Here is a 13754-nt window from a genome sequence, read left to right on the forward strand (position 1 = left end):
GGTTAAGGTAGGAGCATAAGCTCTTTTGGAAAACCGGCATTGTGCAAATGCGGTGCTGGAATATTAAATTCTTCTGGATAACCCACACGCACCAAGTACAGCCCATCGGGAGCAAAGGTTGGCGCTGCTAAATCCCGGTTTCGACCTGCAAGGACGGATTGCATCCAATCACTGGGTTGCCGACCTTGGCCAATATGCAAAAGACTTCCCACAATATTGCGCACCATGTGATGCAAAAAGGCATTAGCCCTCACCTTCACGTACACAAAGGGTTGTTGATCCACAATGGCGCATTCGTAAAGGTGCTTTACCGGGGTCTTGCTTTGACACTCTGACGCCCGAAACGATGAGAAATCATGTTCACCCACCAAGTGCTGTGCTGCGGCTTGCATCTGCTTCATATCAAACCACTGGCCAGCTGGCAGCATGTGATAGCCATAGCGCTGATGCAAGATGGGTGAGCGTGTTGGTCCAGCCAGTAAGGCATAAAGGTAAGTGCGCTCATGGGCACTAAAGCGCGCATCAAAATCATTCTTCACGGGCTTAGCCCAGTTCACCACCACACTGGGGGGCAAGAAAGTATTGATCCCTCGTACCCAAGACCAATCATCCCGCACCACGTCGGTGTCAAAGTGCACAACTTGACCGAGGGCATGCACACCGGTATCGGTTCGACCCGCTGCAGTGGCCCTCACCGATTGCCCGTCACCAATAAACTGACCAATCGCCGATTCGAGTACAGCCTGAATAGTGGGTTGATTGGGTTGAACTTGCCACCCGCAATAGGCGCGGCCATCATACTGCACGCCTAAGGCAATTCGCATCATTTAATGGTCGTTGCGTTGATTGATCTCAGCCATCAGGCCACGAGCGGCAATGGTAATTTGCGGATCAACCTGACTGCTCACCAGCAGAATTTCCTCTAAGGCTTTGCGAGCTGCCTCAAAATCCTCAATGGTAATGTAGGCCTTTGCTAAATTGAGCTTTACCCGCAAGGCATCTGCATCGTGCTGCGCAGGGGTTGGGCTCAGATTTAAATCTAAGCTCGACAAGATGGCGGCCGCATTGGGAGGAATTGCGGCAGGGTTAGCAGATGCCATCGAGCCTGCATCGGCAACCGTGGTTTCACTAGGTTGTGATTCAGCACGGCGTGAGTAGCGCGCCAGCCACCAAAGCAGCAAGCCTGTGATCGCAGTTAAACCAAGACCTACGACTGCTGGGCCCCATTGATCCATGCCTGACTTCGGTAATGGCTGCTCACCTGCGTTCAAAGCCGCTTTGCGAGCCTCGAGGACTTTTTGCAAGTCGGCAATATTTTTCTCAAGCTCTGCAACGCGAGCTTTCGTTTGTGCCAAGGCCTTTTCTTGAGCAACGATCTCTTCGATATAGCGTCGCGTCTCGGCCTCATCGCCTGAGCCAGGACCAATGCGTAAGCGATCCTCTCCCGCTCCCGATGCTGCGCTAGGAGTTTGACTGACCGCTTTATTTGGGGACGTGCTTTGAGGGGATTCACCACGCTGCTCTCGCCAAGCCTGATTTGCTTCTTGTACAAATTCTTTTGCCTGTGCAGGTGTAATCGAACTTAATACGCTGGCATCCGGTTTATTTAACTGGGCGCCTGCTCGCAGACGATGAATACTCCCCCCAATGAATGCATCGGGATTGGCCTTATACAAAGCAAGGAGGGTCTCATCTAAATCAGCATTGCCCAGCTGAGGCCTGATTTGCGAAGCAATCTCACTTAAACTTTGGCCGGGGCGCACGGTAACCTTGTTAACATCGCCGACCATCAAGCTGTAGGTCTTGGCAACACCCCCATTACTCCACTTGAGCCCTAAGATGATGTCAATAAAGGGGTCGTTATCAGCGTCAATCGGGCTCTCCGTCTCCACCACGATCAAAAATTGATCAGGCTGATTGCGCTTTAAGGTAATCGATGGCTTGTAATCCAAAATCCGAGGAGAAATACCAAGGCGTTCATATTCCGTCTTAGCCACCGGATCAATTGCTAATGACTCCATGTAAGGCTTATCCTCAGCCCCGGTTCGAACGGGAATCTCAGCCCGCAAAGCCTCTTTAGGCTTAGACAAAATAATGGGTGAGCCAAGCGTTACGGCTTGTGAACTTGGCACCATGAAAAAGATCACGATGGCCAGTACGAGCCAGTTAAAGAGAGTTTGCAGGACGCAACGCCAAGGCATTTCTGAATTGACCCTAGTGATTGATCAAAATACGCAGCATGCGACGTAATGGTTCAGCAGCACCCCACAGCAACTGATCGCCAACCGTGAATGCGCCAAGATACTCCGGACCCATCGCTAATTTATGTAAACGCCCAATCGGAATGGTCATCGTGCCACTGACCGCTGCGGGCGATAGCTCGCGCTCGGTGAGCTCGCGCTCATTGGGGACTACCTTGACCCACTGATTATCAGCCGCTAGCATCTTTTCAATCTCAGCAAGCGGAATATCCTTCTTTAACTTCACGGTTAAGCCTTGGGAGTGACAACGCATGGCGCCAACGCGCACACAAATGCCATCGATTGGAATGCTGCCCGGCGACCGAAATGGCGGATTACCCATAATTTTGTTGCACTCCGCCCCCGCCTTCCACTCCTCTTTGGTTTGACCGTTTTCAACTGGCACATCAATCCATGGGATCAAACTACCTGCCAAAGCGGTGTTACGAAAGTTTGTTTTAGGGAACTCTGCCGATCGAATGGTCTGTGCAACCTTGCGATCAATATCCAAAATCCATGAAGCTGGATTAGCAAGTTCGCTGGCAACGCTGTGGTGCAAAGCGCCCATTTGTTCAAGCAGCTCGCGCATGTTCGCTGCCCCGGCACCTGATGCTGCCTGATAGGTCATCGCACTAATCCACTCAACCATCCCGCTTTTGAGCAATCCGCCCATTGCAAGCATCATCAAGCTAACGGTGCAATTACCGCCAATCCAGTTCTTGCCACCAGCATCCAAAGACGTATTAATCACCGGGCGATTAATGGGATCGAGCACAATCACTGCGTCATTTTCCATTCGCAGTGCGCTCGCTGCATCAATCCAATGGCCCTGCCAACCCGCTGCTCGCAATTGGGGATAAATGGCTTTGGTGTAATCACCACCCTGACAGGTCAGAATCACATCGCAACGTGATAAGGCCTTTAGATCATTGGCATCTTGTAAACGGGTCTCGGATTTGGTGACCCGTTGACCATTAATCAACGGCACCTCACCACCCGCATTGCTGGTACTAAAGAAAATGGGTTCAATGTGGGCAAAGTCATTCTCGTCTTGCATGCGCTGCATCAACACGCTGCCAACCATGCCGCGCCAGCCAACTAAACCAACCAAAGGATTTACTAAAGGGGTATAAGCCATATCAAACTGTTCTATTCATTCATCATTAACCAAGTGCTGCAACAACTGCGTCACCCATCTCGGAGGTGGATACACGTTTCATTCCAGCCGTATCAATATCGGCCGTACGATAGCCTTGAGCAAGTACTCTTTGCACGGCATTCTCGATACGCTCTGCCTCGCTTGCCATATTCAGTGAGAACCGCAACATCATGGCTGCCGACAAAATAGTAGCTAGGGGATTAGCAATATTCTTTCCTGCAATATCAGGTGCTGAACCATGACTTGGTTCATACAAACCTTTATTGTTCTTATCAAGCGACGCCGAGGGCAACATCCCAATCGAGCCCGTGAGCATGGCAGCCTCATCCGACAAGATATCCCCAAATAAATTGCCCGTGACAATCACATCAAAGGATTTGGGGGCACGCACCAATTGCATGGCGGCGTTATCGACATACATGTGGCTTAACTCCACATCGCTGTATTCCTTCGCAATGCGCGTGATGACCTCCCGCCAGAGCTGCGAAGTTTCCAAGACATTGGACTTATCCACACTGCATACCTTGCGATTGCGCTTACGAGCAGCTGTAAAGGCCACATGCGCAATGCGCTCAATCTCGGGTTCGCTATAGCGCATGGTGTCAAAGCCCTCACGTGCTCCTGTAAAGAGACCATCAGGAGCATTACGAATACCCTTGGGTGAGCCAAAATAAATATCGCCATTGAGTTCCCGCACGATCAGAATATCAAGACCACCAACGATTTCTGGTTTTAAGCTTGAGGCGGCGGTTAACTCTTTGTAACAAATTGCTGGGCGGAAATTAGCAAAAAGACCTAGGTGCTTGCGTAGACCTAAGATGGCTTGCTCAGGCCTTAACTCGCGCGCTAAGGTGTCGTACTTCCAGTCACCAACGGCGCCAAATAAAATGGCATCGGCTGCTTTAGCTAAATCAAGCGTGGCAGGTGGTAGTGGATGGCCTGCTACATCATAGGCAGCGCCCCCAACTGGAGCGGTTTCCAGCGCAAGAGGTAATCGGAGTGCTTCAAGAACTTTTACCGCTTGAGCAACAATTTCCGGGCCAATACCGTCGCCCGGTAGAACAGCAATCTTCATCATGAACCTTTATCTAATAGCGCTGGCCTACTCAGCGCCAGGATCGCGCCAGATTACGGGAGCTGGGTCGCAAGCCATGGCATCCGCAATAAGCGTTCTGCCTCAAAAGCTTTTATTTTATCGGCATGCCGTAAGGTCAGACCAATATCGTCTAAACCATTGAGTAAACAATACTTCCGAAATGGGGTGACCTCAAAGCTGTAACGTCGCCCATCTGGGGCAATGACTTCCTGACGCTCAAGATCAATGGTCAACTGATAGCCCGAAAATGCCTTGGTCTCATTGAACAAATGATCAACCTCCTGCTCCGATAACACCACAGGTAAGAGACCATTCTTAAAGCAATTATTAAAGAAAATATCTGCAAAACTTGGGGCAATAATGGCTCGAAAGCCAAATTGCGATAAGGCCCAGGGTGCGTGCTCTCGAGAACTACCGCAACCAAAGTTCTTACGAGCAAGCAAAATACCAGCTCCTTGATAGCGCGCTTGATTTAGTACGAAGTCTGGATTTAGAGGCCGATTTGAGCAGTCTTGACCCGGCTCACCCTGATCCAAATACCGCCACTCATCAAATAGATTTTGACCGAAACCAGTTTTCTTAATCGATTTAAGAAACTGCTTCGGAATAATCGCGTCGGTATCGACATTCTCGCGATCCAATGGGGCGACTAGGCCTTGATAAACCGTAAATGCATCCATAATTAGTTCACTGGGGTGACGGTAACGTCTTTGTTGTTCGGACTTGTGCCCGGAGAATTAGAAGACTTCGGTGCAGTTTCCACGGGCTTAGCTTGTGGATCCATTTTCTTACCCATCTCCTGCAAATCTTTGCCCACACCGGTCCAGGTATTGGAACACGCTGTGAGCGTGATTGCAAAGAAAAGAATTAATCCAGCGCGCATTGAAAAGTTCATATTCAGATTCTAAGAAAGATTAAGCGATCTTGCGCACATCCACAAAATGCCCCTCGATGGCCGCAGCTGCAGCCATTGCAGGACTAACCAAGTGCGTGCGACCACCCGCGCCCTGACGACCCTCAAAATTACGGTTGGAGGTCGAGGCGCAACGCTCTTCAGGCTCGAGGCGATCGGCATTCATGGCAAGGCACATGGAGCAACCCGGCTCACGCCACTCAAAACCAGCAGCCTTAAAGACGCGATCAAGGCCTTCACGCTCAGCCTGGGCTTTCACCAAACCAGAGCCTGGCACCACCAGGGCTTGCTTCACATTGACTGCCACTTTCTTACCCAATCGCTCGACCACTTTAGCGGCAGCGCGCAGGTCTTCAATTCGGCTATTGGTGCATGAACCAATAAAGACTTTATCCAGATAAATCGTGTCAAGCGGTAAGTTGGGCTCTAGTCCCATGTATTGCAAAGCGCGCTCCATCGCTTGACGTTTCACAGGATCACGCTCACGCTCTGGATCAGGCACGCGACTACCGATCGGTAAAACCATTTCGGGGGAGGTTCCCCAACTCACTTGCGGTGCAATCTCTTCTGCCCGTAACTCAACAATGCGATCAAAATGAGCGCCAGGGTCTGAATGCAAAGTGCGCCAATACTGCAAAGCTTGGCGCAAGGCTTCGCCCTTGGGGGCATAAGGACGACCTTGGATGTACTCAATGGTGGTTTCATCAACGGCTACTAGGCCGGCACGCGCACCTGCTTCGATCGCCATATTGCAAATGGTCATGCGCCCTTCCATCGATAACTGACGAATGGCTTCACCAGCAAACTCCATGGTGTAGCCAGTGCCACCGGCAGTACCAATCTTGGCAATCACCGCCAAAATAATGTCTTTTGCAGTGCTACCAGGTTGCAAACGACCTTCAACCCGAACTAACATGTTCTTACTCTTTTTCATGAGCAAGGTTTGGGTTGCGAGCACATGCTCCACCTCGGATGTACCAATACCAAAAGCCAATGCTCCAAAAGCACCATGGGTGCTGGTATGAGAATCCCCGCACACCACGGTCATCCCAGGCAAGGTGGCGCCCTGCTCGGGGCCAATCACATGCACGATCCCTTGGCGTTGGTCATTCATTTTGTATTGGGTAATACCAAAGCGATCGCAATTTTGATCCAAGGTATCGACTTGTAACTTGGAGACGGGATCGGCAATGCCTTCAGAGCGGTCTGTGGTGGGCACATTGTGATCAGAGACTGCGAGGTTCGCTGAAATACGCCAGACTGGACGTGCAGCAAGGCTTAAGCCTTCAAAGGCTTGAGGGCTAGTTACCTCATGAAGCAACTGACGATCAATGTAGATCGTGGCGGTGCCGTCCTCTTCCGAATGAACGACGTGCTCATCCCACAACTTGTCATAAAGCGTACGCATAATCCCCTTTAAAGCAAATGAAGCAATAAAACGCTTATTTTCGCTCAGAAATGGGAGGAACGGCTCGTGGGCTTGCACCCGCGAACAACTGACGTGGGCGACCAATCTTGTATTCAGAGTCGGTAATCATTTCTTCCCACTGGGCAATCCAACCAACGGTTCTAGCCAGTGCAAAGATGCAGGTAAACATCTCGGTCGGAATACCAAGCGCCCGCTGCACAATACCTGAATAGAAGTCCACGTTTGGATAGAGCTTACGACCCACAAAATAATCGTCCTCAAGGGCGATTTTCTCAAGAGTCATGGCGAGCTTGAAGAGCGGATCATTTTCAAGACCGAGTTCTTTGAGAACTTCATGGCAGGTCTCACGCATTAACTTAGCGCGGGGATCAAAGTTCTTGTATACGCGATGACCAAAACCCATCAGACGCACATTGGAGTTCTTATCCTTCACTTGGGTAATAAATTCACCAATCTTTTCTACGCCCCCGCTTGCTTGAATCGAGGTCAGCATCTCAAGGCAGGCTTCATTTGCGCCACCATGGGCTGGGCCCCAAAGGCATGCAATTCCAGCGGAGATCGCGGCAAATGGGTTGGTACCAGAGGATCCCGCTAAGCGCACCGTCGAGGTTGAGGCATTTTGCTCATGATCGGCATGCAAGATAAAGATACGGTCGAGTGCACGAACCAAGACTGGATTAACTTTATAGGGCTCGCATGGTGTTGCAAACATCATACGCATGAAGTTGGCGGTATAGGACAGACTGTTGTCCGGGTACATAAACGGTTGACCAATCGAGTACTTGTACGACATTGCCACCAAGGTTGGCATCTTGGCGATCAAGCGAATTTGTGCAATCTCACGGGCCTTCGGATCACCGTAATCAATCTCATCATGGTAGAAAGCAGCCATCGCACCAATTAAGCCGGTTAACACGGCCATTGGGTGTGCGTCTCGTCGGAATCCTCGCAAGAAGAACTGCATTTGCTCATGCACCATGGTGTGGTGCATGACCATATCCTGAAACTCGCCATTTTGTTTCTGATTGGGTAGTTCACCATTAATTAGAAGTTGGCATACTTCCAAGAAGTCGCACTTGGTCGCTAACTCTTCGATCGGGTAACCGCGATAGAGCAATTCGCCTTTATCACCATCAATGAAGGTGATCTTTGAGCTACACGATGCTGTGGACAAAAAGCCGGGATCGTAGGTGAACTTTCCGGTTTGACCATAGAGCTTCCGAATATCAATCACGTCAGGACCTTGAGTGCCCTTATAGATGGGTAGCTCGATATCGGGCGTACCGTCGGAGAAAGAAAGTTTGGCTTTGATGTTCGATTCAATCATGGTTCATTCCCAATCAGTCAATGCAATTCAATTATCGTTGACGCAACATTCCCAATACCGCTCGAGCAGACTCTGAATCCATCGCTGGCTTTAACTCTTGACGAGCTAACAACAGATCCAGCAAATCATTGTCATCCAATTGCAAGAGCGTTGATAACGCTTTACCCTGCTCTTCATTTAGTTCATGAGCGAATCGATGAAAGAAACGCTCCAGAATTAAATCGTTTTCCAACAAACCGCGTCGCGCTGCACTGCGAAGCTGATAAATCTGCTTGGCATCAAGGCTCATACTGCCCGACGCACCATCAATTCTTTAATCTTGCCAATCGCTTTGGTTGGGTTGAGATGTTTTGGACATACGTCAACGCAGTTCATGATGGTATGGCAACGGAACAAGCGATACGGATCTTCTAAATTGTCTAAGCGCTCAGCGGTTGCCTGATCGCGGCTATCGGCAATAAATCGATAGGCTTGAAGTAGACCTGCGGGACCAACAAATTTATCGGGGTTCCACCAAAACGATGGGCACGAGGTTGAGCACGACGCACACAGAATGCACTCATACAAGCCATCAAGCTCTTCTCGTTCCGCCGGACTTTGCAACCGCTCTTTCTCCGGTGGCGGCATGTCATTAATTAAGTAAGGCTTGATCGAGAGGTATTGCTTAAAGAACAGGGTCATGTCGACGATTAGATCGCGCACCACGGGCAGGCCTGGCAAAGGACGCAGAGTAATCTTTTGGGGCAAAGAACGCATATTGGTTAAGCAAGCCAAACCATTCTTACCATTAATGTTCATTGCATCCGATCCACAAACACCCTCGCGGCAGGAGCGACGATAGGAAATGCTCTCGTCTTGCTTCTTCAGGGAGATCAGAGCATCTAAGAGCATGCGCTCGCCTTTGAGCTCAAGCTCATAGCGTTGCATCCGTGGCGCCTTATCAACCTCTGGATCGTAACGATAGATTTCAAAGATACGGGTATCACTCATAGTCTTTATCCAAGTATTAGAACGTACGCTCTTTGGGTGGAACCGACTCCACCGTCAGGGGCTTGAGTTGCACAGGCTTGTAATCCAAACGATTGCCTTCGTACCAGAGGGTATGTTTCATCCAATTGGCATCGTCACGCTTCGGATAATCGTCATGCGCATGCGCTCCGCGACTTTCCTTACGCGCTGCCGCTGAAATCATGGTGGAGTTTGCTGTCTGGATTAAGTTATCGATTTCTAGCGCTTCAATTCGGGCGGTATTAAAGATCTGGGACTTGTCCTTGACCCACACACGTTTCGCACGCTCGGTGAGTTCTGCCATCTTACGAACGCCCTCGTCGAGTAAGCCTTGGTTACGGAATACACCAGCGTAGGTTTGCATCGTCTTACGAATATCGTTGGCAAGGTCTTGCGCATACTCACCTGAACTGCTGTTATCAAGCTTGGCAATCCGCTCAAGTGTGAACTCGCCAGCATCCGCAGGCAATGGTTTGTGCTCACGGGCTTTCAGGTTGGCTTGTACGACGTGATTGCCTGCGGCACGACCAAAGACCAAAAGATCCAATAAGGAATTAGTACCAAGACGATTTGCACCATGCACTGAGACGCATGAGCACTCACCAATTGCATAGAGACCATTCACAATCGTATTGGGGTTACCATTTTTCGGAATCACCACTTGACCATGAATATTCGTAGGGATGCCACCCATTTGGTAATGGATGGTGGGTACGACTGGAATGGGTTCTTTGGTCACATCCACGTTCGCAAAGTTCATACCGATTTCGTAGACCGAGGGTAAGCGCTTCATGATGGTCTCTGCACCAATGTGCGTGAGATCCAACACCACATAGTCACCATCTGGACCACAACCGCGCCCTTCTTTGATCTCTTGATCCATTGAGCGTGATACAAAATCACGTGGGGCTAAATCTTTTAGCGTTGGTGCATAGCGTTCCATAAAACGCTCACCATTTTTGTTCCGCAGAATTCCGCCTTCACCACGACAGCCCTCGGTGAGCAAAACGCCTGCACCTGCCACACCGGTTGGATGAAACTGCCAGAACTCCATATCCTCTAGCGGTAAGCCAGCGCGAGCCGCCATACCCATACCATCACCCGTATTGATATATGCATTGGTTGAGGCAGCCCAAATGCGGCCCGCTCCACCAGTAGCCATCAAGGTAATCTTGGCCTCTAGGATGTAAATCTCACCCGTTTCCATTTCGAGTGCGGTGACACCAACGACATCACCCTCCGCATCCCGAATCAGATCAAGCGCAAGCCACTCCACAAAGAAATGGGTCTTTGCTCTTACGTTGCGTTGATACAAAGTGTGCAACATGGCGTGCCCAGTTCGGTCCGCTGCAGCACAGGCGCGTTGCACTGGTTTCTCACCATAATTAGCGGTATGACCACCAAAAGGCCGTTGATAGATCGTGCCATCGGCGTTGCGATCAAATGGCATCCCAAAGTGCTCAAGCTCATAGACCACCTTAGGTGCCTCACGGCACATAAACTCAATCGCGTCTTGATCGCCTAACCAATCAGAACCTTTGATGGTGTCATAAAAGTGATAGTGCCAGTTATCCTCACTCATATTGCCAAGTGAAGCGCCAATGCCACCCTGCGCAGCGACTGTATGCGAACGGGTAGGGAATACTTTGGATAAAACGGCGACGCTAAGCCCCGCCTCCGAGAGTTGCAAGGCTGCACGCATCCCGGAACCGCCGGCCCCCACGATCACAGCATCAAAACGCCTGCGGGGTAGTGTTTTTTTAATGGCTGTCATTCCTTACACTTTCCATAAGATCTGTATGGCATACGCTGCACAACCGACGAGCCATAAAACGGTAATCACTTGTAGACCTAAACGAATGCCAACGGGCTTCACGTAATCCATCCAAATATCACGCACACCAATCCAGGCGTGATAGAAAAGGCTGAGTAAGGCCAGAAGGGTCAGTAGCTTCATGAACTGATTGGCAAACAAGCCTGCCCAACCGTCATAACTTGGGTTACCGTTCAAAAGATAAGCGATCAACAGAACAACGGTGAAGGCAACCATAATGATTGCTGTGACGCGCTGAATAATCCACTCTTTGAGTCCGTAATGAGCACCAACTACCAGACGCTTTGGACCAATATTATTTTTTGACATAGCGTGTGACCTAAAAGAGACCAAACAAACGCAGACCCAGTATGGCAGTCAGCGTGAGACTAATCACCATAACCGATACTGCTGAGCGATTCGCGGCGGCTTTGTCGACCCCAATCTCTAGATCGAGAAATAAATAACGAATTCCGGCGCAGAAATGATGCAAATATCCCCAAATCAACCCTAAGCAAATTAATTTCACGAATGGGTTGCCGAGCAAATTCGAGAAATACGCAAAGCTAAGCTCGGAGGCTAGACTTTTATCGAACAGGAAGAGAATGAAGGGAAGAAACAGAAATAAGGCGGCGCCAGAAATGCGGTGAAGGATAGAAACTTTGCCGGGCCAAGGAAGTCGATATTGGGCAAGTTGCGCAATCCCGATGTTCCGGAACACTGGCCGCTGTTGGGCTGGATTTGAGTCCTGGTGTGAGTCACTCATAGCTGGTTGTAATCCTGACTGATGAAGGGCCAAATTGTTAAATTGTTGTATTGCAACATATTCTATTAGAAACGTAAGACTTAGTGGACACTTTTTTGCATCAAATAAGCTAACTTATTGATTTTAAGTAATTTTATTAATTTTTCTTTAGGTGTTTATCCTTAATCCATCAACTTAATTCATTCACATAGTGCAACTTCGTGGTCTCGTAATAAGCCACACGGACCTCAACTGGCTTGTTGCCATAAGTGAAGCTTCGGCGCTCTACGGATAAAAGGGCTGCGCCAGTCGTAAGACTGAGGTGGGAAGCCAAGTCCGCATCTGCGTTAACGGCCTTAATTTGTTCCTGAGCCCAGACCATATGGGTATTGAATTCGCTCTCATAAAAGCCGTATAGGGGTCCATGCCAAGCATTTAAACGCTCCAAGGAAATGCCCTCAAAACGTTTTGGTAGCAAGTATATGGTTTCAAAGACCGTTGGCTGACCACCAAAGCGCTGAATCCTCTTGACCTCCATTACCGAGTCGCCTGTCTTTAGCTCCAAAAGCGCGGCAAGGTGCGCATCGGCCGAGCGCAATTCGCAGCTCAGAAAAGTGCTTCGCAGAATCAACTCTTTGCCATCGTCTGGAACAAGGCGCAAGAACCGAAATTGCACCGCATCTTCGCGGTGACTCGCCACAAATGTGCCCTTCCCTTGGTGCCGCACCACCACATTCTCTGCAGCAAGTGCGTCGATGGCTTTGCGGACTGTTCCTTGGCTTACTTTGTAGCGCTCGGCCAAGTCCATTTCACTGGGTATCGGCTGCCCAGGCTGCCACTCACCGGCTTGTAAGCTCTCCAATAAGAGATCTTTGATCTGTTGGTACAGGGGGCTAAAGTTGGCAGCTTGCTCTACGGATCGCATTGTTACTTATCTAAATTCTTTTATCTTATAAAAGACTTCATGCTAGTGTAAATGTAAACTAGCGGTTTGTAAGCAAGTTCATCATTAACCCTTTATCCGGAGTTTGTAATGGCAAAAGCCCCTATGCGTGTCGCTGTCACTGGTGCAGCAGGTCAAATTGGTTATTCCCTACTATTTCGTATTGCCAATGGCGATATGTTGGGCAAAGATCAGCCCGTCATTTTGCAGTTACTCGAAATCCCCGATGAGAAAGCACAAAAAGCGCTCAAAGGCGTGATGATGGAACTTGAGGATTGCGCATTTCCTTTGTTAGCTGGCATGAGTGCCCACAGTGATCCCATGACCGCGTTCAAAGACATTGATGTCGCTCTACTCGTTGGTGCACGCCCTCGCGGCCCTGGTATGGAGCGCAAAGATTTACTCTCCGCCAACGCACAAATTTTTACAGCACAAGGCAAGGCGCTCGATCAAGTGGCCAAGCGCACCGTCAAGGTATTAGTGGTTGGCAACCCCGCCAATACCAATGCTTACATTGCCATGAAATCCGCGCCCAGCTTGCCAGCGAAGAACTTCACTGCTATGTTGCGCCTTGATCACAACCGCGCCCTTTCCCAATTAGCAAGTAAGACCAACAAAGCGGTAGCGGATATTGAGAAACTCATTGTGTGGGGTAATCACAGCCCAACCATGTACCCCGACTATCGCTTTGCGACCGTCAACGGCCAATCGGTCAAAGACCTCATTAACGATCCGGCTTGGAATAAAGATGTCTTTATTCCAACGGTGGGTAAGCGTGGTGCCGCCATCATTGAAGCGCGCGGCTTATCGTCAGCCGCATCCGCTGCGAATGCGGCAATCGATCATGTCCGTGACTGGGTCTTGGGTACCAATGGTAAGTGGGTCACGATGGGCATTCCCTCGGGCGGTGATTACGAAATCCCTGCCGAGATTATTTATGGCTTCCCAGTCACGTGTGCCAATGGTGAGTACACCCTTGTTAAAGGTTTAGAAATCGATGCGTTCTCGCGTGAGCGCATGACCCTGACCTTAAATGAGTTACTTGAAGAGCAAGCGGGTGTAAAACATCTTTTGGGTTAAG

At 49.8% G+C, this 13754-nt stretch carries 15 protein-coding genes; 1 reads left to right on the forward strand and 14 read right to left on the reverse strand.

Going from position 1 to position 13754, the window contains the following annotated elements; translation table 11 throughout:
• Positions 1-2 precede the first annotated feature (2 nt).
• The 14 genes from truA to ICV32_RS05300 all read right to left on the reverse strand — a co-directional run bounded on the left by truA (position 3) and on the right by ICV32_RS05300 (position 12655).
• Positions 3-827 carry a tRNA pseudouridine(38-40) synthase TruA gene (gene truA, locus ICV32_RS05235; RefSeq protein ID WP_215368476.1) on the reverse strand — a complete coding sequence of 275 codons (825 nt, stop codon included), beginning with the start codon at positions 825-827 and terminating at the stop codon, positions 3-5.
• Positions 828-2201 carry a FimV family protein gene (locus tag ICV32_RS05240; RefSeq protein ID WP_215368478.1) on the reverse strand — a complete coding sequence of 458 codons (1374 nt, stop codon included), beginning with the start codon at positions 2199-2201 and terminating at the stop codon, positions 828-830.
• Positions 2202-2214: 13 nt separating this feature from the next.
• Complete coding sequence (gene asd, locus ICV32_RS05245; RefSeq protein ID WP_215368492.1) at positions 2215-3378, reverse strand: aspartate-semialdehyde dehydrogenase; 1164 nt, start codon at positions 3376-3378, stop codon at positions 2215-2217.
• 25 nt (positions 3379-3403) lie between these two features.
• Entirely contained in the window at positions 3404-4474 is a 1071-nt protein-coding gene (gene leuB, locus ICV32_RS05250) for a 3-isopropylmalate dehydrogenase (protein ID WP_215372574.1), read from the reverse strand.
• Positions 4475-4527: 53 nt separating this feature from the next.
• Entirely contained in the window at positions 4528-5175 is a 648-nt protein-coding gene (leuD, locus tag ICV32_RS05255; RefSeq protein WP_215368494.1) for a 3-isopropylmalate dehydratase small subunit, read from the reverse strand.
• A gap of 2 nt (positions 5176-5177) precedes the next feature.
• The gene (locus ICV32_RS05260; RefSeq protein WP_215368496.1) at positions 5178-5390 is read right to left on the reverse strand and encodes a hypothetical protein; all 213 of its coding nucleotides are present in this window, start codon (positions 5388-5390) and stop codon (positions 5178-5180) included.
• A gap of 19 nt (positions 5391-5409) precedes the next feature.
• Positions 5410-6819, reverse strand: a complete 1410-nt coding sequence (gene leuC, locus ICV32_RS05265; RefSeq protein WP_215372575.1) for a 3-isopropylmalate dehydratase large subunit — start codon at positions 6817-6819, stop codon at positions 5410-5412.
• Between the two features lie 31 nt (positions 6820-6850).
• Positions 6851-8164, reverse strand: coding sequence for a citrate synthase (gene gltA / locus ICV32_RS05270; RefSeq protein ID WP_215368499.1), 1314 nt, complete (start codon positions 8162-8164; stop codon positions 6851-6853).
• A 31-nt stretch (positions 8165-8195) separates the two neighbouring features.
• Positions 8196-8453 carry a succinate dehydrogenase assembly factor 2 gene (locus tag ICV32_RS05275; RefSeq protein WP_215368502.1) on the reverse strand — a complete coding sequence of 86 codons (258 nt, stop codon included), beginning with the start codon at positions 8451-8453 and terminating at the stop codon, positions 8196-8198.
• A complete protein-coding gene (locus tag ICV32_RS05280) occupies positions 8450-9154 on the reverse strand; it encodes a succinate dehydrogenase iron-sulfur subunit (protein ID WP_108508463.1) in 705 nt (234 codons plus the stop codon). Before ICV32_RS05280 ends, ICV32_RS05275 begins: the two co-directional genes overlap by 4 nt.
• Before the next feature lie 16 nt (positions 9155-9170).
• Complete coding sequence (gene sdhA, locus ICV32_RS05285) at positions 9171-10946, reverse strand: succinate dehydrogenase flavoprotein subunit (protein ID WP_215368504.1); 1776 nt, start codon at positions 10944-10946, stop codon at positions 9171-9173.
• Positions 10947-10949: 3 nt separating this feature from the next.
• Complete coding sequence (gene sdhD, locus ICV32_RS05290; protein WP_215368507.1) at positions 10950-11315, reverse strand: succinate dehydrogenase, hydrophobic membrane anchor protein; 366 nt, start codon at positions 11313-11315, stop codon at positions 10950-10952.
• Between the two features lie 10 nt (positions 11316-11325).
• Positions 11326-11751 (reverse strand): succinate dehydrogenase, cytochrome b556 subunit, encoded by a 426-nt coding sequence (sdhC, locus tag ICV32_RS05295; RefSeq protein WP_215368508.1) that lies wholly within the window; start codon positions 11749-11751, stop codon positions 11326-11328.
• Positions 11752-11920: 169 nt separating this feature from the next.
• Entirely contained in the window at positions 11921-12655 is a 735-nt protein-coding gene (locus tag ICV32_RS05300) for a GntR family transcriptional regulator (RefSeq protein ID WP_215368511.1), read from the reverse strand.
• A 108-nt stretch (positions 12656-12763) separates the two neighbouring features.
• Between ICV32_RS05300 and ICV32_RS05305 the strand changes: the two genes are divergently transcribed.
• On the forward strand, positions 12764-13753 hold the full coding sequence (locus tag ICV32_RS05305; RefSeq protein WP_215368514.1) for a malate dehydrogenase: 990 nt from the start codon (positions 12764-12766) through the stop codon (positions 13751-13753).
• The last annotated feature ends 1 nt before the right edge of the window (position 13754 follow it).

The organism is Polynucleobacter sp. MWH-UH24A (genome assembly GCF_018687475.1).
In the GTDB taxonomy this organism is placed as follows: Bacteria; Pseudomonadota; Gammaproteobacteria; order Burkholderiales; family Burkholderiaceae; genus Polynucleobacter.

Coding starts and splice junctions, on each gene's coding strand:
- leuB (WP_215372574.1), bottom strand. CDS start 4,474: ATGAAGATTGCTGTTCTACCGGGCGACGGTATTGGCCCGGAAATTGTT.
- sdhC (WP_215368508.1), bottom strand. CDS start 11,751: ATGAGTGACTCACACCAGGACTCAAATCCAGCCCAACAGCGGCCAGTG.
- sdhA (WP_215368504.1), bottom strand. CDS start 10,946: ATGACAGCCATTAAAAAAACACTACCCCGCAGGCGTTTTGATGCTGTG.
- ICV32_RS05280 (WP_108508463.1), bottom strand. CDS start 9,154: ATGAGTGATACCCGTATCTTTGAAATCTATCGTTACGATCCAGAGGTT.
- ICV32_RS05260 (WP_215368496.1), bottom strand. CDS start 5,390: ATGAACTTTTCAATGCGCGCTGGATTAATTCTTTTCTTTGCAATCACG.
- ICV32_RS05305 (WP_215368514.1), top strand. CDS start 12,764: ATGGCAAAAGCCCCTATGCGTGTCGCTGTCACTGGTGCAGCAGGTCAA.
- leuD (WP_215368494.1), bottom strand. CDS start 5,175: ATGGATGCATTTACGGTTTATCAAGGCCTAGTCGCCCCATTGGATCGC.
- gltA (WP_215368499.1), bottom strand. CDS start 8,164: ATGATTGAATCGAACATCAAAGCCAAACTTTCTTTCTCCGACGGTACG.
- ICV32_RS05240 (WP_215368478.1), bottom strand. CDS start 2,201: ATGCCTTGGCGTTGCGTCCTGCAAACTCTCTTTAACTGGCTCGTACTG.
- sdhD (WP_215368507.1), bottom strand. CDS start 11,315: ATGTCAAAAAATAATATTGGTCCAAAGCGTCTGGTAGTTGGTGCTCAT.
- ICV32_RS05275 (WP_215368502.1), bottom strand. CDS start 8,453: ATGAGCCTTGATGCCAAGCAGATTTATCAGCTTCGCAGTGCAGCGCGA.
- asd (WP_215368492.1), bottom strand. CDS start 3,378: ATGGCTTATACCCCTTTAGTAAATCCTTTGGTTGGTTTAGTTGGCTGG.
- ICV32_RS05300 (WP_215368511.1), bottom strand. CDS start 12,655: ATGCGATCCGTAGAGCAAGCTGCCAACTTTAGCCCCCTGTACCAACAG.
- truA (WP_215368476.1), bottom strand. CDS start 827: ATGATGCGAATTGCCTTAGGCGTGCAGTATGATGGCCGCGCCTATTGC.